General features: G+C 69.9%; 26 protein-coding genes and 2 pseudogenes. 4 read left to right on the top strand and 24 right to left on the bottom strand.

The annotated features are described in order from the left end of the window. Window positions 1–25: 25 nt before the first annotated feature. From ACIQBL_RS05725 to ACIQBL_RS05705, 5 genes are all read right to left on the bottom strand, one after another. Entirely contained in the window at window positions 26–958 is a 933-nt protein-coding gene (locus tag ACIQBL_RS05725; RefSeq protein WP_401938884.1) for a DUF2637 domain-containing protein, read from the bottom strand. Beyond that, window positions 955–1212, bottom strand: coding sequence for a hypothetical protein (locus ACIQBL_RS05720; RefSeq protein WP_401937231.1), 258 nt, complete (start codon window positions 1210–1212; stop codon window positions 955–957). The genes ACIQBL_RS05725 and ACIQBL_RS05720 overlap by 4 nt, the downstream gene beginning before the upstream one ends. After that, entirely contained in the window at window positions 1212–1502 is a 291-nt protein-coding gene (locus tag ACIQBL_RS05715) for a DUF6284 family protein (RefSeq protein WP_401937229.1), read from the bottom strand. The genes ACIQBL_RS05720 and ACIQBL_RS05715 overlap by 1 nt, the downstream gene beginning before the upstream one ends. 257 nt (window positions 1503–1759) lie before the next feature. Continuing rightward, window positions 1760–1957: a hypothetical protein gene (locus tag ACIQBL_RS05710; protein WP_401937228.1), complete on the bottom strand. Its 198-nt coding sequence runs from the start codon at window positions 1955–1957 to the stop codon at window positions 1760–1762. A gap of 110 nt (window positions 1958–2067) precedes the next feature. Then, window positions 2068–2520: a hypothetical protein gene (locus ACIQBL_RS05705; RefSeq protein ID WP_401937226.1), complete on the bottom strand. Its 453-nt coding sequence runs from the start codon at window positions 2518–2520 to the stop codon at window positions 2068–2070. A gap of 1189 nt (window positions 2521–3709) precedes the next feature. Between ACIQBL_RS05705 and ACIQBL_RS05700 the strand changes: the two genes are divergently transcribed. Further along, a complete protein-coding gene (locus ACIQBL_RS05700; protein WP_401937224.1) occupies window positions 3710–4483 on the top strand; it encodes a helix-turn-helix domain-containing protein in 774 nt (257 codons plus the stop codon). A 2-nt stretch (window positions 4484–4485) separates the two neighbouring features. Continuing rightward, window positions 4486–4959 carry an NUDIX domain-containing protein gene (locus tag ACIQBL_RS05695; RefSeq protein WP_401937223.1) on the top strand — a complete coding sequence of 158 codons (474 nt, stop codon included), beginning with the start codon at window positions 4486–4488 and terminating at the stop codon, window positions 4957–4959. Here ACIQBL_RS05695 and ACIQBL_RS05690 read toward each other — a convergent pair. Together ACIQBL_RS05690 and ACIQBL_RS05685 are read right to left on the bottom strand one after the other, a co-directional pair. Then, on the bottom strand, window positions 4947–5513 hold the full coding sequence (locus tag ACIQBL_RS05690) for an HD domain-containing protein (protein WP_401937221.1): 567 nt from the start codon (window positions 5511–5513) through the stop codon (window positions 4947–4949). The genes ACIQBL_RS05695 and ACIQBL_RS05690 overlap by 13 nt on opposite strands. Further along, window positions 5510–5977, bottom strand: a complete 468-nt coding sequence (locus tag ACIQBL_RS05685) for a GntR family transcriptional regulator (protein WP_401937219.1) — start codon at window positions 5975–5977, stop codon at window positions 5510–5512. Before ACIQBL_RS05685 ends, ACIQBL_RS05690 begins: the two co-directional genes overlap by 4 nt. 400 nt (window positions 5978–6377) lie before the next feature. Between ACIQBL_RS05685 and ACIQBL_RS05680 the strand changes: the two genes are divergently transcribed. After that, a complete protein-coding gene (locus ACIQBL_RS05680) occupies window positions 6378–6764 on the top strand; it encodes an AQJ64_40280 family protein (protein ID WP_401938883.1) in 387 nt (128 codons plus the stop codon). 12 nt (window positions 6765–6776) lie between these two features. Here the strand turns inward: ACIQBL_RS05680 and ACIQBL_RS05675 are convergent, their stop codons facing one another. The 12 genes and pseudogenes from ACIQBL_RS05675 to ACIQBL_RS05620 form a co-directional block, all read right to left on the bottom strand. Then, window positions 6777–7499, bottom strand: coding sequence for a DinB family protein (locus tag ACIQBL_RS05675; RefSeq protein ID WP_401937218.1), 723 nt, complete (start codon window positions 7497–7499; stop codon window positions 6777–6779). Window positions 7500–7599: 100 nt separating this feature from the next. After that, a complete protein-coding gene (locus tag ACIQBL_RS05670) occupies window positions 7600–8766 on the bottom strand; it encodes an SUKH-4 family immunity protein (RefSeq protein WP_401937216.1) in 1167 nt (388 codons plus the stop codon). 257 nt (window positions 8767–9023) lie between these two features. Then, window positions 9024–11339 (bottom strand): xanthine dehydrogenase family protein molybdopterin-binding subunit, encoded by a 2316-nt coding sequence (locus tag ACIQBL_RS05665; protein WP_401937215.1) that lies wholly within the window; start codon window positions 11337–11339, stop codon window positions 9024–9026. Beyond that, window positions 11336–13072: a 2Fe-2S iron-sulfur cluster-binding protein gene (locus ACIQBL_RS05660; RefSeq protein ID WP_401937214.1), complete on the bottom strand. Its 1737-nt coding sequence runs from the start codon at window positions 13070–13072 to the stop codon at window positions 11336–11338. Before ACIQBL_RS05660 ends, ACIQBL_RS05665 begins: the two co-directional genes overlap by 4 nt. After that, window positions 13069–13962 carry an FAD binding domain-containing protein gene (locus tag ACIQBL_RS05655; RefSeq protein WP_401937212.1) on the bottom strand — a complete coding sequence of 298 codons (894 nt, stop codon included), beginning with the start codon at window positions 13960–13962 and terminating at the stop codon, window positions 13069–13071. Before ACIQBL_RS05655 ends, ACIQBL_RS05660 begins: the two co-directional genes overlap by 4 nt. Before the next feature lie 234 nt (window positions 13963–14196). After that, window positions 14197–15822, bottom strand: coding sequence for a beta-N-acetylhexosaminidase (locus ACIQBL_RS05650; protein ID WP_401937210.1), 1626 nt, complete (start codon window positions 15820–15822; stop codon window positions 14197–14199). Window position 15823: 1 nt separating this feature from the next. Continuing rightward, window positions 15824–16666: pseudogene (locus tag ACIQBL_RS05645) on the bottom strand (carbohydrate ABC transporter permease). Continuing rightward, window positions 16663–16791: pseudogene (locus ACIQBL_RS05640) on the bottom strand (sugar ABC transporter permease); the annotation flags it as partial. The pseudogenes ACIQBL_RS05640 and ACIQBL_RS05645, both read right to left, overlap by 4 nt. A 45-nt stretch (window positions 16792–16836) precedes the next feature. Beyond that, the gene (locus tag ACIQBL_RS05635; protein WP_401937208.1) at window positions 16837–17064 is read right to left on the bottom strand and encodes a hypothetical protein; all 228 of its coding nucleotides are present in this window, start codon (window positions 17062–17064) and stop codon (window positions 16837–16839) included. Window positions 17065–17107: 43 nt separating this feature from the next. Next, complete coding sequence (locus ACIQBL_RS05630; protein WP_401938964.1) at window positions 17108–17278, bottom strand: hypothetical protein; 171 nt, start codon at window positions 17276–17278, stop codon at window positions 17108–17110. Between the two features lie 195 nt (window positions 17279–17473). Continuing rightward, entirely contained in the window at window positions 17474–17761 is a 288-nt protein-coding gene (locus ACIQBL_RS05625; RefSeq protein ID WP_078632165.1) for a DUF3039 domain-containing protein, read from the bottom strand. Window positions 17762–17834: 73 nt separating this feature from the next. Next, window positions 17835–18407, bottom strand: a complete 573-nt coding sequence (locus ACIQBL_RS05620; RefSeq protein ID WP_401938880.1) for a YqgE/AlgH family protein — start codon at window positions 18405–18407, stop codon at window positions 17835–17837. 253 nt (window positions 18408–18660) lie between these two features. Between ACIQBL_RS05620 and murA the strand changes: the two genes are divergently transcribed. After that, window positions 18661–20007, top strand: a complete 1347-nt coding sequence (gene murA / locus ACIQBL_RS05615) for a UDP-N-acetylglucosamine 1-carboxyvinyltransferase (RefSeq protein ID WP_043679363.1) — start codon at window positions 18661–18663, stop codon at window positions 20005–20007. Window positions 20008–20102: 95 nt separating this feature from the next. Here murA and ACIQBL_RS05610 read toward each other — a convergent pair whose 3' ends face one another. The 5 genes from ACIQBL_RS05610 to ACIQBL_RS05590 form a co-directional block, all read right to left on the bottom strand. Further along, window positions 20103–20384 (bottom strand): HU family DNA-binding protein, encoded by a 282-nt coding sequence (locus ACIQBL_RS05610; RefSeq protein WP_019056394.1) that lies wholly within the window; start codon window positions 20382–20384, stop codon window positions 20103–20105. A gap of 406 nt (window positions 20385–20790) precedes the next feature. Then, the gene (locus ACIQBL_RS05605; RefSeq protein WP_401937206.1) at window positions 20791–22221 is read right to left on the bottom strand and encodes an NAD-dependent malic enzyme; all 1431 of its coding nucleotides are present in this window, start codon (window positions 22219–22221) and stop codon (window positions 20791–20793) included. A gap of 315 nt (window positions 22222–22536) precedes the next feature. After that, window positions 22537–24849: a HelD family protein gene (locus tag ACIQBL_RS05600; protein ID WP_401937205.1), complete on the bottom strand. Its 2313-nt coding sequence runs from the start codon at window positions 24847–24849 to the stop codon at window positions 22537–22539. 153 nt (window positions 24850–25002) lie between these two features. Further along, the gene (locus ACIQBL_RS05595; protein WP_401937203.1) at window positions 25003–25764 is read right to left on the bottom strand and encodes an anti-sigma factor family protein; all 762 of its coding nucleotides are present in this window, start codon (window positions 25762–25764) and stop codon (window positions 25003–25005) included. Between the two features lie 38 nt (window positions 25765–25802). Continuing rightward, on the bottom strand, window positions 25803–26324 hold the full coding sequence (locus ACIQBL_RS05590; protein ID WP_019056398.1) for a sigma-70 family RNA polymerase sigma factor: 522 nt from the start codon (window positions 26322–26324) through the stop codon (window positions 25803–25805). Window positions 26325–26640 lie beyond the last annotated feature (316 nt).

Below are 26640 nucleotides of genomic sequence, written 5' to 3'. Positions count from 1 at the left end.
GTAGGTGTGTTGGGGTAGGCGGACATCACGGCGTCCCGACAGCGGCGACGCGTTCGGCCAGCAGCGCATCCCGCAGCATGCGGGCGTTGGCCGGCGACGTGCGGATCGCCAGGCGGATGCCCTCGGCAGTCACCTTCGCGTCCGGCAGACCGGCCGTCGCGGTGCGCGCCGCATCGAGCAACTGCGCCGGGGTCCGCTTCGGGCGGGGCGACCGGGCGACGACGGGAACGCGACCGGTCGCCGCACGCGGGCGGGGCGACGTAGCCGCAACCGTCGTGCGCTTCGGAGTCGACCCGACCGGGTTGACCGGGGTCGATCCGATGGCGGGTACGGGCTTGAGCGGGAGAGTCGACTTCAGGAAGCCGAGCGGCACCGGATCGGGCGTCCGTACCGGGTTCACCACGGCGGAGGTGATGATCGGCGCGGGGGTCGATTCCGGCAGGTCAGCCGTAGACCGTTTCATTGCGGTCTCGGTCGATTCCTCCGCATTCGCGGCCGGGGCCGGAATCGGGTCGATGGCCGGGGCGGGCTGGTGGTGCAGGACCTTCGCGACGAGATCGGATCCGAAGTAGATCGACCCGACCGGAAGCGACGTCGCCAGCAGCACCAGGGCCCAGTTGGCGGGGTCCCAGTCGGCCAGCCGTCCCCAGTCGACCGTGGTCCCGTGCAGCGCGGGAACGAGTCCGTGGACGTAGTTGAGGACGAGGGAGGCGGCGGTGTAGGTGCCCAGCACCTTCAGCGCGAACCTGCGGTCGTCGTCGACGAGGACGAGGGCGGCGACCAGGGCCAGCGCCATCAGGCCGTCGACCACGAACGGATACAGGGTGGCGGCGGTGTGGTCCGCGCCGATCGCGTTCGCGATATCCCTGAGCGCGTTCCACGAGACGCGGAACGCCATGGCGACCACTACGACCAGCGCGAGGACGAGGGCGATACGGCCTGTGCGGTTGAGGCTCACCACAGCCACCCCCGCTTCTTCTTCGGCTGCGGGGCGGAGCCTTCCGCCTCCAGCCGCTCCCACTCGCGGGCGTCGTCCTCGCGTCCGTCGCTGCGGGCCAGCTCCGCCGCTTTCTGGTGCGGGGTCATGGCCCGCCACTGGGTGTCGGTGGCGGGACGGTAGGGCCGCGCCGGTACCGGGGCGGCGCTGCGGTCGGTCTGCTGTGCGGCCCACTGCTGTTCGGGGGTGGGCATGTCCTTGAAGCGGCGGGCCATCACGCACCGCCCCGGAACGGGGAGCCGGCCAGGACGGCCGGGGACGTGCCGGCGGTGCGGTTGGCCAGCTCCCGGCGGGCGGTGAGCAGACGGCGCTGGGCACGGCGGATGCGCTGAGAGTCCAGCTCGCTGGGGGTGCGGTCAAGGGTGATGATCTGTGCGTCGAGCAGGTCGACGTCCGCCAGGATCACGGGCATCTCGGCGTCGATCGCGTCCAGTTCCGCGTCCGTGGGCTCACGCCATTCGGCGAACGCGGTAACAACGTGCTGAACTGTGACGATGTGGTCCATTGGGTCGTGGTTCCTCTCGCAGGGTGAACGGCCCGAACAGCACCCCCGGAGGGCCAACTCCGGGGGTGCGCGCCGTTGGGGGGAAGAGCCGCACGCAGACGTGCGGCAGGGCCGCTGAGCAGCGGCCTGAGTGCCCCGGGCGGGATGCGGTCCCGCGCCCTCACGGCATGGATGCCGGGGCGGTGGTGCAAGAACGGGGTGGGCCCGGCAGCGGACGGCCGGGCCCCGTGCGACGTAGTACGGGCTGATGCCGCTGTTCAGTGGCCGCGCCCGGACGCCTCGTGTTCGGCCTCGGTCTCACTCAGCCAGGCCTTGAACGCCCTGTCCTCGCGCCCCCGGAAGAGCCGGGCGCGCTCCGTGAACCCCAGCTTCTCCGCCTGCTTCCGCTCCGCGCGAGCCGTCTCGTGCTCCTCAAGAAAACGGTCACTGCTCTTGCCGCTGCCGAACCAGGCCATGGCTGTCTCCCTCTGTGTCAGTGGTCTTCGGGTGGGTGCGGTGCGTGCCCCCGCCTGCACTTGCGGCATACGTCCGGGAACCGGACGGGGGCTGGGCCGTGGTGCCGGGGTCAGGCGTAGACGTGCCGGGCGCCGGCGGTACGCAGCGCGGTGTGCGCCACCCGGGCCCGCAGACCCGCCAACTCCAACTCGGCCTCCGGGGCGTCCCCGAGGGCCATCGCGGCATCCACCGCTTCCTGCGCCAGGGCGAGCAGCTCACGATCGGCCGTGGCCATGTGGAGCGTGTCCACCGCGCTGGTCACGGCGGAGCGGGCCGCGTAGCGGGCCTGCCGCGCCTCAGGGGTGTCGGCCAGACCGTCGCTGCGGGCGACGATCTTCAGGTACTGCTGTTCGCGGTGGCGGACCAGCGCCGCCAGCAGCTCCGGTATCGCACCGGCCAACGCCCTACGACGCTGTTCGGCCGTCGCGGCACGGGTCGTACGGGTCGTCGTCAGATGCTGCATCAGACCGGCCACGACGGTTCCCGCGAGCGTGCCCAGCACGGCAACGAGCGTTGCGAACATGCGAACTCCAAAAGAGTGAAGGTGTTCCGGCTCCCTGCCACCCCGCCCGTACGGCCGGCGCATCCAGGTGCGGGCCGGACGGGCAGGGCGGCTTGTCGGGGTGATCGGTTCAGGGGTCGGTCACCCCCACAGGTAGGGGTGCGGACCACGGGGCCGCTGAGGGAGCGGCTCCTTCGGCTTCTCGTGCTCGCCGCCGGCCATCAACGGCCACCACGCGCACGGGCGTTGTCCTCGCTGCGCTTGTTCGCCTCAGCGGCCTTGCGCGCCAGTTCGGCACGCTCCGCATCTGTCAGACTGGTGATCACAGGTGCCTCCCAATCAGGTGCCTGCGCTGCGGGTCCCGGGTCGCACCCCGGGGCCCGCTCTTGGGTTTCGGAATCAGCGGTTGCGACTCCCCGCACTCCCGGCCGTACGACCACCACGCGAAACGCGGGGCCGGACGGACGGAAGAGGCAGCCGACCGCGGCGTTGAACGCCGCGAAGCCGAGAACGGACCGGAACAAGAGGTGGTGCGGTGCCGCCGGCCAGTCCGTCACAGCGGCACCCTGGTATCTCGTCGGCTCATGCCGACCTCCCGCCAGTAGCAGGGACACGGCTTTCACCTGCGCGCCGTTGCCACGGAGCGCAGATCCCGAGCCGGTGAATCGGGTGCGTCATCGTCACTGCTCTGACGCCAGCAGGCGGCTTGCACGAAACGGTGCAGGGTGGCGTGCCGCCGACGACGTCACCCGGTCGTCTCGGGGGCGGTCTTCTCATCCCGCCACGTGCGTTGGAGCCCCGCTGTATCTCCCCACACCCGTCACCGGGTGGCGCCTGCCAGGCGCGTAGGGGGAGAGCTGCGTCCATCACGACGGTTTGCCCCCGGACCCTCGCCCTGGGCACCTGCCATGACCGCCGCTCCCGCGTCAGCCCCGCACGATCACTGTTCAGTTCTCAACCAAATCGCGCTTCCTTCGTACTCACCCCTGCGGGCTTTCCTCCGGGCGCTTCGTGGTGCAGTACCTGTTTTACAGATACTGCATAGGGGTCCGTCAAGTGCAGCGACGGGCTTTCTTGGTTTCGCACCGGGGACTTCTTGGTGCACCATCAGAATCGGTGCAGGTCGGGGGAGTTGGTTACCCCGTACGTGGACACCTCGGGGACTTCTAGCTACGGTCAAGAAGTCCCAGACGTCCCACCGGGAGAGCAGATGTCCAACGAGCGTTTGCGATCAGCCCTGTTGGCCCGTGGCATGACCGTTCAGGGGTTGGCCGAAGAGATCGACGTCAACCCGAAGACCGTGGAACGGTGGATCACCCAGGGGAAGGTGCCTTACCGGCGACACCAGTACGCCACGGCGTCGGTGCTCAAGATGGACGTGACGGCCCTGTGGGATGACACCCGGGCAGTGGACAGTGCGGCGGATCTCAGCAAGGCGGAGATCGTCACCGTCTACCCGCACCGCCACTTGGTCCCGTCCGGTCTCTGGCGCGAGATGTACGAGCGCGCTGAGAGGTACCTCGATGTCCTCGTGTACTCGGGACTGTTCCTGTCCGAGGACCCCCAGTTCCTCAGTCTCCTCCGGAAGAAGGTGGAACTCGGGGGACACATGGGGCAGACGCAGGTACGCATCCTGCTCGGAGATCCCAAGTGCGCGGCAGTGAAGCAGCGCGGTATCGACGAGGGGCACGGGATCATGGACGGCAAGATCCGCAACGCCCTGATCAATTACCGCCCACTCTTCGAGAGTCACCCGGAGATACGGTTCCGGTTGCACGAAGCCACGCTCTACAACTCCCTGTTCCGGGCGGATGACGAGATCCTGGTGAATACCCATGTCTACGGCGTCGCCGCATACATGGCACCCGTCCTCCACCTGCGGCGAATGCCCGGCGGCGGTTTGTTCGACACCTACGCCAATAGCATCGAACAGACCTGGGGAGGAGCACGCCAGGCAACAGAAGCCGACTTCAAGGGAGCCTGACCATGGGACGCATTGACCACTTCCACAACCCCGACGCCCCGCCCGCCAACTCGGTTGTGCCGTCTGTCGTGGCGTTCGCGCAGAACGCTGCGGGGGAAGTGCTACTGATCAAACGGTCCGACAACGGCCGCTGGGCACTTCCCGGCGGGGGCCACGACGCGGGCGAGTTCATCAGCGACACCGTGGTACGTGAGGTCTGGGAAGAGACCGGGATCAAGGTTGAGGTCCTCGAACTGACCGGGATCTACACCGATCCGGGGCACGTGCTCCAGTACGACGACGGCGAGGTTCGACAGCAGTTCAGCATGTGCTTCCGCGCGCGGCCGGTGGGCGGCGACGTTCGTACGAGCAGCGAAACGACTCAGGTCCGTTGGGTCGACCCAACGGACCTGTCTCAGTACGACATCCACCCCACCATGCGACTCAGGATCGAGCACGCGATGGACCGGACGCGAACCGTGCCCTACATCGGCTGACGCTTGGCGGCGGCGACGTGTTCGAGCACGCGCGACGTACTCGCCAGGATCTCCGGCTCTGCCCGGCGGATGAACGTACCGATCAAGCTGTCCGGCCCATAGCGACCGGTAATCTCGTTGATCCGGTCCACAGGGTTCGTGGGCGTGCCGTCCGGAGTCGTGTTCATGTCGCAGTAGCAGAGCGCATCGTTGAGCTGGGCACTTTCACGCGGGAACTCGCCCTCAAGTTCCTCGCGGAAGCCCCGTGCCTCCGCCTCCATCCACGCACAGGAATGGTGGGCCACCAGGTTGACGACGCGCTCGTCGGCGCCCGCGACGTCGCGGAGATATCGGGCGCCATCGAGCGGGTGAAAGCCCGTCTTGGCAAGGTCCGGTGCGTATCCGATGTCGTGCAGGACCGCAGCCGCCTCCAACAGTTCCGCGTCCGCACCGACGATGAGTGCGATGGTGCGCGCACGCTCAGCAACTCCGAGCGAATGCTTCCAACGACGCGGCAGCGGCTCGGCAAGCAGCGATTCGGCGAGCGGGTACGCCCACTCCGTCAGTCCCGTCAAAGTGAGGAACTCTCCTCTCGACTTGGCAGGGCACGCACGGTCCGGATCTTGCCCTGTCCACCTTCGGACAGCCATCCCGCAGCTTCCAGCTTCTCCAGTGCCTTGGTCGCCGTCGGACGCGAGACATCGAATCTCTCGCACAGCGCGGAGGCGCTCGGGAAGGTTGCCCCGACTTCAAGGCCGTCATCCGCGAAGACGTCAACGAGCCGTTCCGCCAGCGGCCGGCGGTCGGTCCGCTGTCCGTCCCGGATCACGCGCCAGCGTCCACCGGGAACCGGCTCCGCAGCGCCCGTCTTCGCAAGCGCTGCGAACGCCCGGAGTACCACGCCGCGCGACACCCCGTGATCACGCATGAGTTCCGCGATCGACGGCAGTTCCACCATCTTCGGGTCTGCGTCAACCTGAGCCTTGAGCGCATCCGCGATCTTCTCAAACGTCCCGCGCGGGCTCGCCTGCTGCGACACTCACCCTCCCTCGCCGTGCCCCGTCGTCACGGTCAAGCCTGCCACGTCGCGCCTCCCGCCGGGACCCGTCCCCACGGCTGAGACTTCTGGCCCATCGTTCGGTTCCTGAGCAGGCAGAATCTCCACCCCCTCCGTCTCAGTTTCCGTCTCGTTCATCGCCGTACGCGGCCGTTCAGAGCCGTTCACTCTGCCCCTCCGAATACAGGCTCCGTACGGGATTGAACGCCAGCGAACGGGTTCGGATCACGCTCTGACCAGCACGGACAAACCTGCAAAGCGAGTTACGCGGGTTCGATTCCCGCCACGGCCTCCACAGCTTGCTTGCCGACCGCACCGGCAGCTCAAGCAACCTCACCGACCCCCAAGGCGTCTTGCCGGCCATGGAGATGACGCCATGGAGATGACGAGGCTGGACGCCACGGTGACGTGGGTCGCCGTGCGCGACGCGTTGCCTTCGAGTGGTACGCCGGTCGCGGCGGCGATCACGGGGCGGTATCCGGCCGACAGCGACACCAAGTCCGGCACCTCACTGGGTGAGGAATTCTGGCTGGTCAGGCCCATGTACTTCACGACTCTGCATTTCGGTGAGGACGGGACGGAGCACCGGAACTGCTTCGTCGACTCCGACGGGATCGTCCGGCTGCCCTACGGACTCGGCGGTGCCGAGACCGTGACCCACTGGGCCGAACTGCCCACCCTGCCGGGCGGGTTGACGACGCGCGCGGTTCTCGGGGCCGACGTGCCGGCGGCTCTCCGGAGCGCCTGGAGTGCTCGGCCCGGTGCCTGAGTCATGAGCGGCTTACAGCCCACTCGCATCCCGCGTCCGCCACAGGTCCCGCAGCAGCGCTGTCTCCGCCATGTGGTGGATGAATTCCAGGTTGGCCCCCGCCAGCACAGCCACGTACGGGTCGTCGGGGTCGGAGCCGTACGGGTACTGGGAGAAGCCGACGACATCCAGCTGGTCCTCCGTCACCGTGCCGACCGCTGCTCGCCAGCGGTCGATCACCGGCCAGAAGTGTTCGAGGGTCAGGGCAGCGGAGGGGCTGAAGTCGACCATCCGCTTGGGATCGTGCCGGCGGTCGCCGAACGTCCACTCCCACGCGCCCGCGAACTGGAAGTGCAGGTGTCCCAGGCGCCACGCGATGGTCGTGATCGGGGTGTTGTCGGGTTCCGGCTCGCCGGTGTGGGCCAGGATCTGCTCGACGCGTTCGACGCTCACGCTCCAGTCGTCGGCGATCTTGGTGACGGTCATGCCGTCGGCAGCCTGGCGGGCGACCTCGGCGTACTCGCTCGCCGGGATGTCCGCCGCGCCCAGGTCGAGCACCCACTCACCCGGTCCGAACGCCCTCGGTGTCACCGCCTCGCTCCGGCGTCGGAGCGACCAGCAGTCAGGGGCCGGCTCCCACAGGTACTCCTCGTCACCGAGTCCCGTCAGCCGTACCTGGGCCATCTCCCGGGCCTTGTCGAACTGGTCCAGCAGCAGGCCCAGTCGGCCGGTCCGTGCGCCGCGCTCGGTCTCCATGTCCGGTCCCCCTCGCTCGGTGCGGTCAGGCGGACCGTAACGGCTCACCTCACTCGACGCGACCGAATTCCTCTGCGGACCGCGACCGGCCGCGTACGCGTCAGAGCACCCCGCCCGCCTCGTCCTGGAACGCCTCCGTCCAGTAGTGACGGCCGGTCATCCGGGCATCCGTCCCCGTCGGGTCCACCGTCGACAGGGTCTGGAGCATCGTGGTGGCCAACTGGTCGTACGCCTCTGCCGTCAGCTCGCCCGACAGGTCCGCGTCGATCGCCTTCTCACGGTGCAGCAGCCAGAGGGTGAAGGCGAGGGTCGAGACGTCGGTGTTGAGGGGAGCCAGGGTCGCCTCCGGCTCGCTCCAGGTCAGGATCTCGCCCGTCGCGCCGTCCACCACCAGGCTGTTGTCCTCTATCAGGTAGCCGAGGCGGATCAAGTGGTCGGCCCGGGGCGGGAGTTCCTCGGCGGGCTCGTCCTCGTAGAACTCGGAGAGCGTCGGGAGCGGGACGTCCGTGTCGAGCTGGAACAGGAACGCGTCCTCGGGCAGGCCCGTCTCGCGCAGGAAGCGGCGGGTCGGTTCGTGGGTGAGGGTCGCGGGGAAGTCGACCTCCTCGAAGCGGGCGACCGTGCCCTGGCCGAACTCCTGGTCCAGCAGGCGGGCCGGGATGTCGAGGGTCAGTCCCGAGGTCGTGCCGGGACCGGCGACCAGGGCCAGGGGGCGGATCAGTGCCGCCGCCTTCCAGAACGGGGGCACCTCGCCGGGCGTCTCCGACTCGAACACCGCGAGCAGCTGGCGTGATGCCTCCGCCGCCGTCTTCGTGCCGTGGCGGCCCTTGTAGGACGCGAACTGGCCGCGCAGGCCCTTCAGTTCGTCGGTGGTTGTGGTGAAGCGGGCAAGTGTTTCGACCGACGGGGCCAGCGGGTCGGCCTCCATCAGGTCCGGGCGGTCGTGGAAGAAGTACGTCGTCGCGATCTCGCCCGTCTCGCCGTCCAGCAGGATCGACTCCGCCTCGGCGCCGTCGGGACCCCACAGCGCGCCTATCACCAGCTGGTCCCGGAGCTCCTCCGCCAGCGGGTCGGGATCGCCCAGCGAGTCCGCCACCGTCCGCAGGCCCTCGCGACGCAGCTCCTCGAACGTCAACAGGGCGCTGTCGCCCGGCAGTCCGGGGCCGGTCAGCCAGCGGCGCGTGGACGCGTGCGTGATGTACGGATCCAGGTCGTCCTCGGTCAAGGTGATCGTGGTCGCCGTAGAACCGGCGTCGGTCCTGCTCATCGTTCCCCCGTGCATGGTTCCCCCGTGCGTGAATCATCCCCGTGCGGCACCGGTGTTCCGCTGTCGTCCCCACTGCCCAGAACACTACGCGGCACCACTGACAATGGCTCTGACCAGCGAAAACGCGGTGGAAGCGCAGCGAAAACGCCTCGCAGGGCGCGGACGGACGCGAAACGTCCGAAACATCCTCACCCCATCAGACGCTCAGACCACCCGTGAACGTTCCCGCGCCTCGGCAACCGCTCTGCCGGCGTCGCCTACTGCCCGTACTGCCCGTTCGTGACCACCGCCGCCTGCGGGCGGATCGGGAGGCGGTTCACGGGGCGGCCCGTCGCGGCGCGTACGGCGGACGCGATGGCCGCCGGGGAGGTGACCACCGGTACCGCGCTGACCGCCTTCGCCCCGAAGGGGGCGACCACGTCGCGTTCCTCGACGAGTTTCACGATGCGGATGTCGGGGGTGTCCAGGGCGGTGGGCAGGGCGTAGCCGGTGAGGTCGGGGTGGCGGATCAACCCGCGCGCGGTGCGCAGGTTTTCCGTCAACGCGATGCCCACGCCCTGGGTGACGCCGGCCTCGATGCGGGCTACCAGTTGGGTGGGGTTGAGGATGCGGCCGACGTCCTGGGCGAGGGCCAGTTCGACGACCCTCACCGAGCCCAGTTCGATGTCCACGTCGACCACCGCGCGGATCGCGCAGAACGCGAGGCCTACGAAGGCGTCGCCCTGGCCCGCCTCGTCCAGGGGTTCGGTCGGGTGCGGGCGGCACTGGGCGGTGGCCCACAGTTCCTTGCCGTCCAGGGCCTCCGTGACGGTCGTCGAGAGGACGCCGTCGTAGGAGGTGATCTTGCCGTCGGTGATCTGGAGGAGTTCGGTGGACATGCCGAACTTGTGCGCCAGGGGCTGGAGAAGTTGGGTGCGGACCATCTTGGCGGCTCGTTCGACCGCGCCGCCCGAGACCCACGTGTGGCGGCCCCGGCAGCCGGGGCCGGCCGGCGGCTGATCGGTGTCCACGGGGGCGACGTGCACCTCGTCGATGCCCAGGGTCTCCTGGACGATCTGCCGGGCCAGCGTGGTGAAGCCCTGGCCGGTCTCGACGGCCGCGCACAGCACGGTCGCGATGCCGTCGTGGACCTTCACCGTGGCCGTGGAGACCTCGTCCGCGCCCTCCGCGCCGAGCATGTGCACCATGCCGAGGCCGTAGCCGACGCCGCGGCGCACCGCGCCCGGTTCGCCCGCGCCCTCGGGGCCGCCGGGCAGCAGCCACTCGTCCTCGGGGGTGTCCTTGGGGAGCTGCGGCAGCGGGAAGTCCCGTACGGCCTGGAGGAGTTCGGCGACCGGCGCCGGGCAGGTCACCGTCTGGCCGGTCGGGAGGACGTCACCGGTGGCCATGGCGTTGCGCAGGCGCAGCTCTGCCGGGTCCATGGCGAGCTTCTTGGCGAGCTTGTCCATCTGCGCCTCGTAGGCGGCGCAGACCTGCATGGCGCCCTCGCCGCGCACGTGTCCGGAGGGCGGGTTGTTGGTGCGGACGGCCCAGCCCTCGATGAAGGCGTTCGGGACGACGTAGGGGCCGCAGGCGAAGGAGACGGCGGCGGCCAGGGCCTCCGAGGAGGTGTCGGCGTAGGCGCCCGCGTCCAGGAGCACCTGGGCCTCGACCTTGACCAGGCGGCCGTCCTCGTCGGCGTGGTGGCGGTAGCGCAGGAGCGTGGGGTGGCGGTGGGTGTGGCCGAGGAAGGACTCCTCGCGCGTGGCGGTGAGTTTGACCGGGCAGCCGGTCTTCAACGCGAGCAGTCCGAGCGGGAGTTGGAAGCCCTGGTCCTCGCGGTCGGCGGTGGCCCCGGGGACGCCGGTGACGACGACCTTGACGCGGTCGGGCTCCAGGCCGTAGCAGGCGGCTGCCGTGTCGCGGTCGGCGTGCGGGTCCGTGGAGGCGATGTACAGCTCGACGCCGCCGTCGGGGCGGGGCACGGCGAGGCCGGCCTCGGCGCCGATGGGGGCGGGGTCCTGGCGGCCGATGCGGTACAGGCCTTCCACGACGATCTCGCCGGCCGCGTCCGGGTCGCCGTGGCGCAGCGGGATGTGCCGGATCAGGTTGCCGTCGGGGTGCAGCGGCTCGGCCTCGAAGGCCTGCTCGGGGTCGGTCACCGGGTCGAGTACTTCGTACTCGACCATGATGGCGGCGGCGGCCATGCGCGCGGTGTCGGGGTGGTCGGCGGCGACCGCGGCGATGGGCTCCCCGTGGTGGCGTACGACCTCGGAGGCGAACACCGGGCGGTCGGCCTTGCCCCGTCCGTAACTGTCCCTGCCCGGCACGTCCTCGTGGGTGATGACGGCCCGTACACCCGGCATGTCGCGCGCGTGGGACGTGTCGACGGACACGATGCGCGCGTGCGGGTGCGGCGAGCGCAGGACGGCCGCCCACAGGAGGCCCTCGGCCCACAGGTCGGCCGCGTACGGGAAGGTGCCCTCGGTCTTCGCGCGGGCGTCGGCGGCCGGGAGCGAGGCGCCCAGGCCGTGGCCCGGCAGCTCCGGGGCGGGCGCGGCCTCCGTGGTCGCGGTGGCGGCTTCGTTGCTCACGCCTGACCTCCGTCCTGGCCGTACACCTGGTCCTGCGTGCGCGGCGACTCGAACGCCGACTGGTGGACACCACCGGCTCCGGGTCCCGCCTGGTGGGGAATACGCGCCTCGTCGCCGTCCGACTCAGGTTCGGCCGCGGCGGCGTACGCCTCGCGTTCGGCGACGACTTCCTGGACGGCGTCCAGGACTCCCCGGTAGCCGGAGCAGCGGCACAGGTTGCCGCACAGGGCCTGGCGCGCCTCCAGTTCGGTGGGGGCGGGGTTGCCCTCCAGGAGGTCGTGCACGGTCATCGCCATGCCGGGGACGCAGAAACCGCACTGCACGGCACCGCACTTGGCGAGCGCCCGCTGCACGTCCGAGGGCTGCCCCTCGACGGCGAGGCCCTCGACCGTACGGACCTCGGAGCCGGCGGCGGTGACGGCGGGCACCAGGCAGGAGGCGACGAGCCGTCCGTCGACCTGGACGTTGCAGGCGCCGCACTCGCCCTGCGAGCAGCCGTCCTTGGCGCCCGCGAGGCCGAGCCGCTCGCGCAGCACGTACAGCAGCGACTCGCCGATCCAGGCGTCGGTGACGGGCCGGTCGGCGCCGTTGACGCGCAACACGTAGGAGGCGAGCGGGTGTTCCTCGCCGGGGATCTTCGGGGCCGGTTCGGCGGCCTCGTCCGGCGCGTCGGGCCCGACGGCCGTCACGGGCGCCTCGGCGGCCTCCGGGGCGGCTTCGGCGCCGTCGGACGCGTCGGCCGCCGCGGACGGCTCGGCGGGGCCCTCAGCGGCCTCCTCGGCCCCTTCGACATCGCGGCCCGCCGCGCCGTTCTCGTCGGCCGACTGCGCGTCGGCCGGGGCGGGTTCGGCGGAGGCGTCGTCGTGGCGGTCGCCGCGCGCGTCGCCGTAGGGGTCGGCGGCGGCCTCGGTGCGGGAGTGGGCGTACGGGTCGGCGCCCTGGGGTTCGTCGTACGGCCGGCGGGGCGCCTCGGCGGACGGGTGCGCCTCGAAACGGCCGGCCGGGTGTGCCGCACCGCGCCCGTCGGTGTCCGTCGCCGGGTACGCCGTACCCCGGCCGTCGGTGCCGTTGGCCGGGTAGGTCGCGCCCCGCCCGTCGGTGCCCGTCGCCGGGTAGGCCGCGCCTCGGCCGTCGGTGTGCGTGTCGGGCTGTCCCGGCCGCTCGGTCACGCCCGTGCCGGACGCCTGCTGTGCCCAGTTCTGGCCCGCGCCCTCCGTCGCCCAGGGCGCGGGCGCGCCGCCGGGGAGGGTGGCCGGAGGTGTGCCGCCCCACTGCTCGACCAGGGCCGACGTGGTGAACTCGCCCGATTCGTCCGGGAGATCACCACCGGCGACCGGGATCGACCACTCCCCGGTCACGTCGCGCCCGGAAGCGGCGCCCCCGTCCGGGGCGTTGGTGTCCTGGAAGGTCCACTGGCCGGTTGCCCCGGGGCGGTACGAGAACTGCTCGCCCCCGGCCGTCCCCTGCTGCGGTACGGCGTTCGGGTCGGGCCACTGGACGCCCTCGGCGGGCACGGCCCAGGAGCCCGTGTCCGAGGGGTCGGCGTCCGGGGCGGGCGTGGCCGTGATGGGCGGCGGCACATAGCCGTGGCCCGGGGCGGCCAGAAGGGCGTCGATGCCGCCTTCGGGGAGTTTCACGAAGGCCGTGGCGCCGTCGTCGTAGTCGCCCTGGGGCAGCGGGTCCCAGCGTCCGCCGCCCTGAGGGGCGCCCTCTCCGTGCTGGTCGTCGGTCACGACAGCGCCCTCCCGAGTGCTCGTCGGGCCAGTGCGGCGACGGTGCGCCGCAGGTGCAGTACGGCGGGCGGAAGTTGTTCCACGGACCCGTCCTCGGCCGGTACCGGGTCGGGGATGCAGGCCGCGGCGACGTACTCCCCGAACGCGCTCAGCGCCTCGGGGACGATCGTGCGGCTGTTGTCCCAGTCGATCAGCCGGGCCACCCACTGCTCGGCGTCCAGCGGTCTCAGCGGCATCGGCGCTATGGCGCCGACGGCGCACCTGACCCCGCGCCGGGCGGGGTCGAGGACGACCGCGACGGACGCCATCGAGCGCCCCGGGCCGGTCCGGCCGGTCGCCTTCAGGAAGACCTGCGGGGCGTGCAGCAGCGGCACGCGCACGAAGCCGATGAGTTCGCCGCCGCGCAGCATCTCCACGCCGGCCAGCAGGTGCGACACCGGGATCTCACGGCGGGCTCCGCCCGGGCCCGCGATGATCAGCGTCGCCTCGAGGGCGGCCAGTACGGGCAGCGCGTCACCGGTGGGCGCGGCCGAGGCGATGTTGCCGCCCAGGGTGCCCGCGTTGCGGATCTGCGGCGGGCCCGCGGCACGCGCGGAGGCCGCGAGCGCCGGGATGAGGGCGGCGAAGTCGGGGCGGCCCATGCGGGCGTGCGTGAGGCCCGCGCCGAGCAGCGCGTGCCCGTCCTGGTACTGCCAGCCGCGGATCTCGCTGATCCGGCCGAGACCGACCAGCGCGCTGGGCCTGAGCTGCCCCGAGTTGACGGCCGCCATGAGGTCGGTGCCGCCGGCCACGGGAACGGCCGTGGGCAGGGCCGTGAGCGCCGCCACGGCCTCGTCCAGCGTCGTGGGCAGCGTGACGGACTGCCCCGCCTGCGGTGCGTGCGTGGTCAAACCGGCTGCCCCTTCCCGCTGCCCCACCTGGTCCCACCTGTTGCTGCCGTACGGTACGTGCTGACAGGGCGGACGTGGCAACTCTGGCACATCTTCGCAAGACCCGAACGCGGGGGTCCGCTAGGAGGCATTCGCCCGCCCCCTCAGGGAGATGGTCCGTTTTCGTACGGCATCACCGGTACGCGCGAATTGCCACTCATCGGTGACTCCTGGGGCTTTTCTCTCCTCTGTGTTCTACGCGTTCGGGGGCGGGCCGTCCTTGGGTCGTCCGAGCACTCCGGGGCGCCGCTGCCACGGCAGGGGGCCCGTGGGCGGCCGGTAGGCGACGCCCAGGGCGTCGAGTCGCGGACAGTGGGCGGCCATCCGGCGCTCGAAGTCGGCGAAGTCCCGTTCCGCGGGCGCCGGAAGCGCGCTCCAGGCGACCTCGGCGAACGCCGCGAGCCGGGGGAACGTCTGGTAGTCCACGCGCGCGTGGTCCTCCATCACCTCGGTCCACACGTTGGCCTGCGCGCCCAGCACATGACGGGCCTCGGCCTCGGTGAGCCGCTCGGGAACGGGCTCGAAGCGGTAGACGTCCTCCAGGGTGCGCACATGGGCGATCGGCACCGGCTCGTCCTCGCCGGGGGCCTGCCGCCAGTCCAAGTACACATGTTGTTCAGGGCACATGACGACGTCGTGGCCCGCGCGGGCGGCCGCGATCCCGCCCTCGTAGCCGCGCCAGGACGACACGACCGCGCCGTCCGCGAGACCGCCCTCCAGGATCTCGTCCCAGCCGACGAGCCTTCTCCCGCGCGCGGAGAGCCACTTGTCGAAGTGTCCGATGAACCACGACTGCAACTCGTCCTCGTCCGCGAGCCCGAGTTCCTCGATGCGGGCCTGCGCGGCCGGCGACCGCTTCCACTGGTCCTTGGGGCATTCGTCGCCGCCGACGTGAATGAACTCCGAGGGAAACAGGTCGAGCAGTTCCTCGAACACCCCCTCGTAGAAGCGCAGGGTGTTGTCAGTGGGGGCGAGTACGTTCGGGTTGATCCCCCAGGTGTCCCAGACGGAGAGGGATGTGGTGTCGATGACGTCGGTGTTGCCGAGTTCCGGATACGCGGCGATGGCCGCCTGCGAGTGTCCCGGTACGTCGATTTCGGGGACCACGGTGATATGCCGCTCGGCGGCGTAGGCGACGATCTCCCGGATGTCGTCCTGTGTGTAGTAGCCGCCGTGGGGCTTGTCGTCCCACAGCGGTGAGGCGCGGTGGCCGAATTTCGTGCGCGCCCGCCAGGAGCCGATCTCGGTCAGCTTCGGGTACCGCTTGATCTGTACGCGCCAGCCCTGGTCGTCCGTCAAGTGGAAGTGGAAGACGTTGAGTTTGTGCGCCGCCATCAGATCCAGGTAGCGCAGGACGCCTTCCTTGGGCATGAAGTGCCGGGCGACGTCGAGCATGAGGCCGCGCCAGCGGAAGCGGGGGGAGTCCTGGATCGTGAGGTGCGGCACGGCCCAGGTGCGGTCCCGGTCCAGCGGAGCCCTGCGATACGTGTCGGGGCCGAGGAGTTGACGCAGCGTCTGGGCGCCCCAGAAGACACCGGCCGCGCTGCCGCCCTCGATGAAGACCCCGTTCGAGTCGCTGACGAGGCGGTACTCCTCGGGGCCGAGGGCGGGGTCGAGTTGGAGCCCGATGCCGTCGTCGCAGGCGTCGTCGAGTTCCCGTCCCTCGTGCAGGGGCAGACCGGTGGCCTGCTGGAGGACGGTGCGCAGCCAGTTGCCGACGCCCTCCGTCGCGTCGCCGGCGTAGAGCTGGGAGCGCTTCGTCAGCCGCACCTCGCCGGAACCGGCGGCAACACTGCCGGGCTGAGGAATCAGTTCGGTCACGTCAGTCCTTAACCGCTCCGCCCAGTCCCGAGACCAGGCGTCGCTGTACGAGTACGAAGAACACCAGCACCGGAATCGTCATCACCGTGGAGGCCGCCACGACCCCGCCCCAGTCAGGATCGTCGGGCTTGTAGAAGACCAACAGGGCCATCGGCAGGGTCGACTGGGAAGTGTCGCTGATGATGAAGGACTTGGCGAAGAGGAAGTCGTTCCAGGCGGAGATGAAGGAAAACACGCTCGTGGCGACCAACCCCGGGAAGACGAGCGGGAAAAGGATCTGCCACAGGAATCTCGTCCGGCTCGCCCGTCGATGTACGCGGCCTCCTCCAGCGCGTCCGGTACGGCTTTCACGAACCCCCGCAGCGTCCAGATCGCGAACGGCAGCGAGAACGCGATCTGGGGCAGGATCAGCGACCCCAGGGTGTTCAGCGGGCCGAGCCCCCGCATGGTGAAGAACAGCGGGATCGTCAGCGCTTCCACGGGCACCGTCCGGGCCACCAGGAACATGATCAGGAGGGGGGTCCGGAAGCGGAACCGGAATCGGGTCACGGCGGTCGCGGCGAGAAAGGCGATCAGCGCCGAGACGATGACCACCGTGCCCGCCACGACAAGGCCGTTGACGAAGTAACGGCCGAATTCCTGCTGCCCGAAGACCCGTCGGAAGGAGTCCAGGGAGGGCGCCAGCGTCCACGGCCGGGGCTCGCTCGACTCGATTTCCCCGGCCGGTTTGAAGGCGCTGAGCACCATCCAATAGGGGGAACGCGACCACGACCGCGATCAGCAGCGCCGAGGCCTCGGCCGCGAGCCGCCAGGGCCGTCGTACGAAACCGCGGAGCGTGCTCACAGCTCCTCCCCCTGCCTGCGGAGTTTCGAGGACGCGAACGCCTGTTGGTAGGCGTACACGTTGAGGACGAGGTTCTGGCGCGCGATGCCGCCGCCGTTGGTCATGACGTAGATCTGGGTGAACACCGTCAACTGCCCGTCGCCGAGGCAACAGGGCGTGCGGTACGAGCATCACTGGCTGTGATGCGTCGCCCGCGTCCAGCCACCCCGGTTTCCGGGATGGTAGAGGCCGTTGATGGCCTTCACCTCGTTGTACACCGCCACCTGAAGCGACTTCCTACCGAACACCTGCCGCTCGAACGCCACCGAGGAGACCCATCGCGTGGCCTCGTCGCACATGCGCAGGGTCGCTTCCAGCGCCACCGCCTGCTCAGGCGTGGGCAGGAGCTTCACCTGCACAACAAGCTTCATGCCGCCACACCAAGTGGCCATAATGCGCGCGTCAGATAAATTCGATAAATATGAAGATTTGTTCCCCCTGACGAGGCCACAGGAGTCGGGCTCGACAGAGCGGCCCCTGCGGGCCGCCGTCGTGGACGTAGCCGGCCGTGCCGGTGCTGCCGTACTCCATGACGTCGGGCGCTGACTTCGGGTCGTTGCCGACCTCCTTCATGGGGCGTTCCTCCGGGAATCCGGGCGTGCGTTGCAACATGCGCAATGAGCATTTCGCTCTGCACAACACCACGGAGATTAGGGAGTAGATGAACGCGCCCACAAGAGGTCTCAACCACTTCGTGACACACGAAAGGCCCTCGGGGCGTGCCGAAGCGCGCCCCGAGGGCCTCAAACAGTCAGCTGGACCGAACGGCTACTTGTCGCCGCCCTTGCCCTTGTCGCCGTCCCCGCCGGCGCCCATGGACTCGTAGATCTCCTTGCACATGGGACACACCGGGTACTTCTTCGGGTCGCGGCCCGGCACCCAGACCTTTCCGCACAACGCCACCACGGGAGTGCCGTCGAGGGCGCTCGCCATGATCTTGTCCTTCTGGACGTAATGGGCGAAGCGCTCATGGTCCCCGTCACCGTGCGACACCTGGGGCGTCGGCTCTACGAGGGTCCCCGTACCAGTCCCGCGCTCGGGCTCAAGAGTGCTCATAGTGCCAAGGGTACTGAAGCTCACCGGCATCAGTTCCGCGAAGGGGCCCTCAGTTCGGGGATCGGTTCAGGCATCAGTTCAGGGAAGGGTCGTCCGGATACGTCGCCACCATCGCCAGCTCGCTGCGCTGGCGGCGCAGCACCTCGCGCCAGAGCCGCTCCGGGGACGGCGAGGAGACGTCACCGGGCTCCGACTCGACGACGTACCAGGCGCCCTCGACCAGTTCGTCCTCCAACTGACCGGGCCCCCAGCCGGCGTAACCGGCGAAGATTCTCAGCGAGCCGAGCGCCGCGGCCAGCAGCTCCGGCGGGGCCTCCAGGTCGACGAGTCCGATCGCGCCGTGCACGCGCCGCCAGCCGAGCGGGGCGCGCTCGCCGGCCGCGCCGCCCGGGATGACGGCGACGCCGAGGGCCGAGTCGAGCTGGACCGGGCCGCCTTGGAACACGACTCCCGGTTCGCCGGCGAGATCCGCCCAGCCCTCCAGGATGTCGCCGACGTCCACCGGGGTCGGCCGGTTGAGGACGACACCGAGGGAGCCCTCCTCGTCGTGGTCGAGAAGGAGCACCACCGCGCGGTCGAAGTTCGGGTCCGCCAGGGCGGGTGTTGCCACGAGCAACCGCCCTGTGAGCGAGGACACCTCGGTCATGCCAGACATGATCCCGCATCTTCCCCGTGATGGGGGAGGCAATGCGGGTACCTGAGTGAACGCAGCTCAGGGCGCACCGAAGCGTCCTCCGCGCACAGACCCCTCCGGTGACCCCATGTGCCCGATAGGGAACGGTTCGTGTTGTGACACAGCTATGACGTGGCTGAGCGGTCCTCGGGCTTTCTGAAGGGGGGTGGGCGGCCATTACGCTTACGTCTTCGGCCCCTGACCAACTCCACGGAACGCGAGATTCATGACCGTCAACGGCTCAGACGACGTACTGCTTGTCCACGGCGGAACCCCGCTGGAGGGCGAGATCCGTGTCCGCGGTGCGAAGAACCTCGTACCCAAGGCCATGGTCGCCGCCCTGCTGGGCAGTGAGCCAAGTCGACTGCGCAACGTACCGGACATCCGAGACGTTCGGGTCGTACGCGGACTGCTGCAACTGCACGGGGTGACGGTCCGTCCGGGTGAGGAGCCGGGCGAGCTGGTGCTCGATCCGTCGCACGTCGAGAGCGCCAACGTCGCCGACATCGATGCCCACGCGGGCTCGTCGCGCATCCCGATCCTGTTCTGCGGTCCGCTGCTGCACCGGCTCGGGCACGCGTTCATCCCGGGACTCGGCGGCTGTGACATCGGCGGCCGGCCGATCGACTTCCACTTCGAGGTGCTGCGGCAGTTCGGCGCGAAGATCGAGAAGCGGGCGGACGGCCAGTACCTGGAGGCCCCGCAGCGGCTGCGCGGTACGAAGATCCAGCTGCCGTACCCGTCCGTCGGCGCGACCGAACAGGTGCTGCTGACCGCGGTGTTGGCGGAGGGCGTCACCGAACTCGCCAACGCGGCCGTGGAACCGGAGATCGAGGACCTCATCTGCGTGCTGCAGAAGATGGGCGCGATCATCGCCATGGACACCGACCGCACGATCCGCATCACCGGTGTGGACTCGCTCGGCGGCTACACCCACGCGGCCCTCCCGGACCGTCTGGAGGCCGCTTCCTGGGCGTCGGCGGCGCTGGCGACCGAGGGCAACATCTACGTCCGGGGCGCGCAGCAGCGCTCGATGATGACGTTCCTCAACACCTACCGGAAGGTGGGCGGTGCCTTCGCGATCGACGACGAGGGCATCCGCTTCTGGCACCCCGGTGGCCAGTTGAAGTCCATCGCGCTCGAAACGGACGTGCACCCGGGCTTCCAGACGGACTGGCAGCAGCCGCTGGTCGTCGCCCTCACGCAGGCGACCGGCCTCTCCATCGTCCACGAGACGGTCTACGAGTCCCGGCTGGGCTTCACCTCCGCGCTCAACCAGATGGGCGCTCACATCCAGCTCTACCGCGAGTGCCTCGGCGGCTCCCACTGCCGCTTCGGCCAGCGCAACTTCCTGCACTCGGCGGTCGTCTCGGGCCCGACCCGCCTCCAGGGCGCCGACCTGGTCATCCCCGACCTCCGCGGCGGCTTCTCCTACCTCATCGCGGCCCTGGCGGCCCAGGGCACGTCCCGGGTCCACGGCATCGACCTCATCAACCGCGGCTACGAGAACTTCATGGAGAAGCTCGTGGAGCTGGGCGCGAAGGTGGAGTTGCCGGGCAAGGCCCTGGGGTAGGCGTCTGTACGACGATGGGGCGGCCACCCTGACCGGGTGGCCGCCCCATTCGCGTTACTGAGCCTCGTACGCAATCCCGTCGCGTACGCGAAGGACTACTTGCCCTTGGCCGCTTCCTTGAGCTTGCTGCCCGCGGACACCTTGACGCTGTAACCGGCGGGGATGTTGATCGGGTCGCCGGTCTGCGGGTTGCGCGCGGTGCGAGCGGCACGGTGGGTGCGCTCGAAGGTCAGGAAGCCGGGGATGGTGACCTTCTCGTCGCCCTTGGAGACGATCTCGCCGACGGTCTCGGCGAACGCGGCCAGAACGGCGTCGGCGTCCTTGCGGGTCACCTCGGCACGGTCGGCCAGCGCGGCCACCAGCTCACTGCGGTTCATGTTGTTACTCCCGTGTTCTTCTTGCCGTTTGAGGCGTGCCACGCGGCGGAGCCGCATATCGGGCACGGTGATGCCGATGCTGCCAGGGTCCTCGGTGAGTCCCCGGACCCGGGTCCGTCGTCCAGACCCTCGCGCCCGAAGACGCATCCTGCCCCTACCTGCGGCGGGAAAGCCAATCCGGCACCCGTAGGAGTCGCGAGAACACCCCTGGGAGTCACACGAAAAGCGCCACCGTCTCAGTGTGGTGACGTTCCGTCCGCTCCCGGCAGTGTCGGGCCGGGCCTGGAAGGCCCGAAACCTGGCCGCCACGATAAACGGCCGCCGAAGGCCCCGGGTTCCGCGACGCGCCGATGTGCGGGCGGCCGTGGCGATCCTCACAGCCACCACACACACCCGGCCGGACGGGCTACGACGCGGAGGGCGCCGCCGCCGCTCCCGCCGCCTTCGCGGCGTCGCGCACCGCGCCCGCGACCGCGCCGGCGACCTTGTCGTTGAAGACGCTCGGGATGATGTAGTTCGCGTTCAGCTCGTCCTCGGACACCACGTTCGCGAGTGCGCTCGCGGCGGCGAGCATCATCTCGGTGTTGACGGTGCGGGACTGCGCGTCCAGCAGACCGCGGAAGACACCCGGGAAGACCAGCACGTTGTTGATCTGGTTCGGGAAGTCCGAGCGGCCGGTGGCCACGACAGCCGCCGTCTGACGGGCGATCGCGGGGTCGACCTCGGGGTCGGGGTTCGCGAGCGCGAACACGATCGCGCCCTCGGCCATCGCGGCCACGTCGTCGCCGTCGAGGACGTTCGGGGCGGAGACGCCGATGAAGACGTCGGCGCCGCGCACGGCCTCCTTCAGCGTGCCCGTGAGGCTCTCCGGGTTGGTGTTGTCGGCGATCCAGCGCAGCGGCGAGTCGGCCTTGGCGTCCACAAGGTCCTCGCGGTCGGCGTGCACGACACCGTGGATGTCGGCGACCACCGCGTTCTTCACGCCGGCGGCGAGCAGCAGCTTGAGGATGGCCGTACCGGCCGCGCCCGCGCCGGACATGACGACCCGGATGTCACCGATGCCCTTGCCGGCGACCCGCAGCGCGTTCGTCAACGCGGCGAGCACCACGATCGCGGTGCCGTGCTGGTCGTCGTGGAAGACGGGGATGTCGAGGGCCTCGCGCAGCCGGGCCTCGATCTCGAAGCAGCGCGGCGCGGAGATGTCCTCCAGGTTGATGCCGGCGAAGCCGGGGGCGATCGCCTTGACGATCGCGACGATCTCGTCGGTGTCCTGGGTGTCCAGGCACAGCGGCCAGGCGTCGATGCCGGCGAACCGCTTGAACAGGGCCGCCTTGCCCTCCATGACCGGCAGCGCGGCCTTGGGGCCGATGTTGCCGAGGCCGAGCACGGCCGAGCCGTCCGTGACGACCGCGACGGAGTTGCGCTTGATGGTGAGGCGGCGCGCGTCCTCGGGGTTCTCCGCGATCGCCATGCACACGCGGGCGACACCCGGGGTGTAGATCATGGAGAGGTCGTCACGGTTGCGGATCGGGTGCTTGGACTGCATCTCGATCTTGCCGCCGAGGTGCATGAGGAACGTACGGTCGGAGACCTTGCCGAGGGTGACGCCCTCGATGCCGCGCAGCTGCTGGACGATCTCGTCGGCGTGGGCCGTGGAGGACGCCGCGATGGTGACGTCGATCCGGAGCTTCTCGTGGCCGGAGGCGGTCACGTCGAGGCCGGTCACCGAGCCTCCGTGGGACTCCACGGCCGTGGTGATCTGGGAGACCGCGGTTCCGCTCGCGGGCACCTCCAGACGGACCGTGATCGAGTAGGAGACGCTGGGCGCCGTAGCCATGGCCGACTTCCTCTGCTTTCACCGTTGAGCTGAGTACGCGTTCCGATCGTCGCACCTACTGCCGGGTAGGCGTTAGCCGCCCCCGATTGCGAACGTTTTGTTCGCAAGAAAAAGAGGCCCCCGTCACGGAGGCCTCTTTCACGGTCAATGACACCGACCCGCCATGCTCGCCTCGCGGCAAGTGGTCGCTCTAAGCGACGAAGGTTGGGCCCGGGGGCTTGGATCGGGCCGGTGTCACACCCAGGCTAACAAACAGATCCCGTAAGGCCATTCCCATCCCGAGAGTTCATAGGAAGCACCCTTCGATCAGTCCCTTCAGTCCCTGAGCAGATCGGGCACCCCGTTCGCGTCCGGCTCGTCGCGCTCGGCGGAGACGACCGTCAGCTGCTGGGTCGCGCGGGTGAGGGCGACGTACAGGACGCGCAGGCCGGCGGGCGACTCGTCGGCGATCTCCGCGGGCGAGACGACGACGGTCGCGTCGTATTCGAGCCCCTTGGCCTCCAGGCTGCCGAGCGCCACCACGCGGTCCCCGAGCCCGGTGAGCCAGCGGCGGGCCTCCTCGCGGCGGTTCATGGCGACGACGACGCCGACGGTGCCGTCGACGCGGTCGAGCAGGTGTGCGGCCTCCGCGCGGACCGACTCGGACAACGAGTTCCGTACGACGGCGAAGTGGGGCTTCACGCCCGTCGAACGGACCGCCGACGGGGACTCGGAGCCGGGCATCGCGAGGGCCAGGACCTTCGCCGCCAGCTCCGCGATCTCGGCCGGGTTGCGGTAGTTGACCGTGAGGGTGAAGCGGCGGCGGGGGCGGGAGCCGAGGGCCTCGTCGCGGGCCTCGGCGGCCTCGTCGGGGTCGGACCAGGAGGACTGGGCCGGGTCTCCTACGACCGTCCAGGTGGCGTGCCGGCCGCGGCGGCCGACCATGCGCCACTGCATCGGGGTGAGGTCCTGGGCCTCGTCGACGATGACGTGCGCGTACTCGGTGCGCTCCTGGGCGAGCCGCTCGGCGCGTTCGCGCTGCGACTCCTCGCGTACGGGCATCAGCTCTTCGAGTCCCGTGAGCTGGTCCAGCGGGTCCAGGTCGCGCCGCTTGCGGGGGCGGGCCGGGGTGCCGAGGATCGCCTGGAGTTCGTCGAGGATCGCCACGTCGTGGACCGAGAGGCCGTCCCGCTTCAGGGCGCGGGCGACCCTGCGGACCTCGCCGGGGTTGAGGATGCGGCGGGCCCAGCGGCCGAGCTTGCGCTCGTCGGACATGGACTCCAGGACGGCGCGCGGGGTGAGTTCGGGCCACCAGGCGTCGAGGAACGCGATGAACTCGTCCTCGCTCGCGACGTCCTCGTCGAAGGACGAGCGCAGTTCGGCGGCGAGTTCGGGGTCGGTGTGCCGGCCTGCCGAGCCGGAGCGCTCCCACAGAGCGTCCAGGAGGAGCTTGCGGGCGCGCGGGCGCAGCATGTTGACGGGAGCGGTACCGCTGAGCGCGCTCTGCCGGACCCGCTCCAGGTCGGCGGCCTCCAACTCCAGCCGTCGGCCGAAGGCGACGACCCGCAGCCGGGTCGGCGAATCGTTCAGCTCCAGGGCTCCGCGCGCGGCCTTCCGCAAGACCCTGAGCATGCGGTACGAGCCCTTGGCGCGGGCCACGGCCGGGGAGTCGTACAGGGTGGCCTCGGCGCCGTCGACGAGCGAGCCGATGGCCCGGATGGCGACCTGGCCCTCCTCGCCGAGGGACGGCAGGACGCCCTCGGTGTACGCCACCAGCAGCGGGGTGGGCGAGACGATGAGGATGCCGCCCGCGTACCGGCGCCGGTCCTGGTAGAGCAGGTAGGCGGCGCGGTGCAGCGCGACGGCCGTCTTGCCGGTCCCCGGGCCGCCCTCGACGTAGGTCACCGAGGCGGCGGGGGCGCGGATCACCAGGTCCTGCTCGGCCTGGATCGACGCCACGATGTCGCGCATGGTGTGGCTGCGGGCCTGGCCGAGCGCGGCCATCAGGGCGCCGTCGCCGATGACGGCGAGCTGGTCGCCGTCGAGGAACGCGGTCAGCTCGGGCCGCATCAGGTCGTCCTCGACACCGAGCACCCGCCGCCCCTTGGAGCGGATGACCCGGCGCCGTACGACACGCCCGGGGTCGACCGGCGTCGACCGGTAGAAGGGCGCCGCGGCGGGCGCCCGCCAGTCGATGACCAGCGGCGCGTACTCGGAGTCCAGGACCCCGATGCGGCCGATGTGCAGGGTCTCGGCGATGTCGGCGGTCCGGTCGTCCCGCACGGCGCCTTCGGCGGGTTCTACGGCGGTGTAGGCGCCGTCGGGCCCTTTCTTGCCGTCCTTCCCGAGCAGCAGATCGATCCGCCCGAAGAGAAAGTCCTCGAACTCGTTGTTGAGCCGGTTGAGGTGGATACCGGCGCGGAACACCTGTGCGTCCCGTTCGGCGAGCGCGCCGGGCGTGCCGACCTGGCCGCGCTTGGCCGCGTCGTTCATGAGGAACTCGGCCTCGTGGATCTTCTCTTCGAGCCGCCGGTACACCCGGTCCAGGTGTGCCTGTTCGACGCTGATCTCCCGGTCCCGTAGCGAATCCTGGGCGGATTTTTCGGACACCGTGTCGAGCGCGGTCTCCTGTTGAGCCTGTGCGGCCACCGGGCCCCCTTCTGACGTGCTGGGCAGCCGTCAACCGTACGCGAAAGTAAGCCTCTGTAGCGAGGGGCCCGCCCGGTGGATCTTGACAAAGACGCGGGGCCCGGTACGCGAACGTGCCGCGTTCCGGGCCCCAGCGGGCAAGTCGACCAGGTGCTACGCGTTCACTTCCACGAGCTTCTTGCCGTCGAAGGTCATGACCTCGAAGTGGTCGATCTCGTTCGGCGAGAGGGCCGCTCCGCCCTGGGCGTAGAGCGGCGCCTTGGCCTCGGCCTTCGTGGCGTTCGCGATGCCGTAACCCCAGGCCGGGACCGACCAGGAGCTCATCGTCTCGCGCTCGCCGTTCTTGCCGACCGCGATCAGGGAGCACTTCAGGGGCCCCTTGACGTTGCTCAGCTCCACGATCCCGAGGGTGCCCCAGTCCTTCTTGGACATCGCCACGGTCGCGGTGACCTTGGTGGTCTTGTCCGTCGCGGAGACCTTGTCGGACAGAGTTTCGAAGGTGTCCTTGGCGGTGGCCGCGGCCACCGTGCCCTTCTGACCCGTGTTGTCGCCGCCGTTGGCCGCGATGACGGCCAGCGGGCCCGCGATGATCAGCGCGGCAGCCGCGGCGATCATGTAGAAGCTGCGCCGCCGCTTCAGGGCCCGGCGTTCTCCGACGTCGTCGACCAGCCGCTCCACCAGCCGTGGGCTGGGTTTCGCGGACAGGGACTCGCCGATCGCGGGAGTGCCGGAGCCCGGCAGATCCGCGAGCGCCGCCAGCATCGGTTCCATCCCGGCCAGCTCGTCGAGCTGCTGGGCGCACCATTCGCAGGTGGCGAGATGGGCCTCGAAAGCGGTTGCTTCGGCGTCGTCGAGAATCCCGAGGGCGTAGGCGCCGACGGTCTCGTGTTCGTTCGAGCCCTGAGAACCCTGCATGGAACCAGGACTACCCGTTCCGTATCCCCCGTAAATGCTCATGCCGTCACCCCCCGCTCCTCCAGAGCAAGCTTCATCGATCGAAGGGCGTAGAACACCCTTGAGCGCACCGTGCCACTGGGGATGCCAAGCGTCTCGGCCGCCTCATTGACGGTACGCCCCTTGAAGTACGTCTCGACGAGCACCTCCCGGTGGGCCGGGGTCAGGTCGTCCAGCGCGTCCGACAGTGTCATCAGCCACAACGCCTTGTCGATCTCGTCCTCCGCGGGGATGACCTCCAGCGGCGACGGGTCCACCTCCTGCGGCCGGGCCTGCCGGCTGCGGTGACCGTCGATGACGATGCGCCGTGCCACCGTCACAAGCCAGGGTCGTACCGATCCGGTCGCCCGATTGAGCTGGCCGGCGTTCTTCCAGGCCCGGATGAGCGTCTCCTGCACCACGTCCTCGGCACGCTGCCGGTCCCCGGCGACGAGCCGCAACACATAGGCGAGCAAGGGTCCGGCGTGCTCCCGGTACAGGGCACGCATCAGCTCCTCATCAGGTTCCGAGGACTGGGACATGCGATGTCGGGCCCTCGGTGCGTGTTCATTGGCCACGACGGAATCCTTGCGCACGCCCACCTCCGGTGTCCGGGGGATCCCCCAGTCGGTCGCTCGCCAAGAGGTACGCGGACGGGTGGTCGAGTGTTCAACGTGAGGCGACAGTTTTCTTCGGAGTGACGTGACGAGCGGGACATGAGTGCACATTCCCACCCTACGATCTTTACATTTCCACCACATCAGCAAGATCGCGCGGACTGCCCGGACCGTGGCGGAGCGAAACGCACTGTTGTCGAAATCACTTCGCCAAGTGACGTCCCGTCACCTCACAGAAGCC

This window comes from Streptomyces sp. NPDC088350 (assembly GCF_044753545.1).
Taxonomy (GTDB): Bacteria; Actinomycetota; Actinomycetes; order Streptomycetales; family Streptomycetaceae; genus Streptomyces.
The sequence above is the reverse complement of the archived record's forward strand: the minus strand, read 5'-3'. Positions and strand labels throughout refer to the sequence as shown.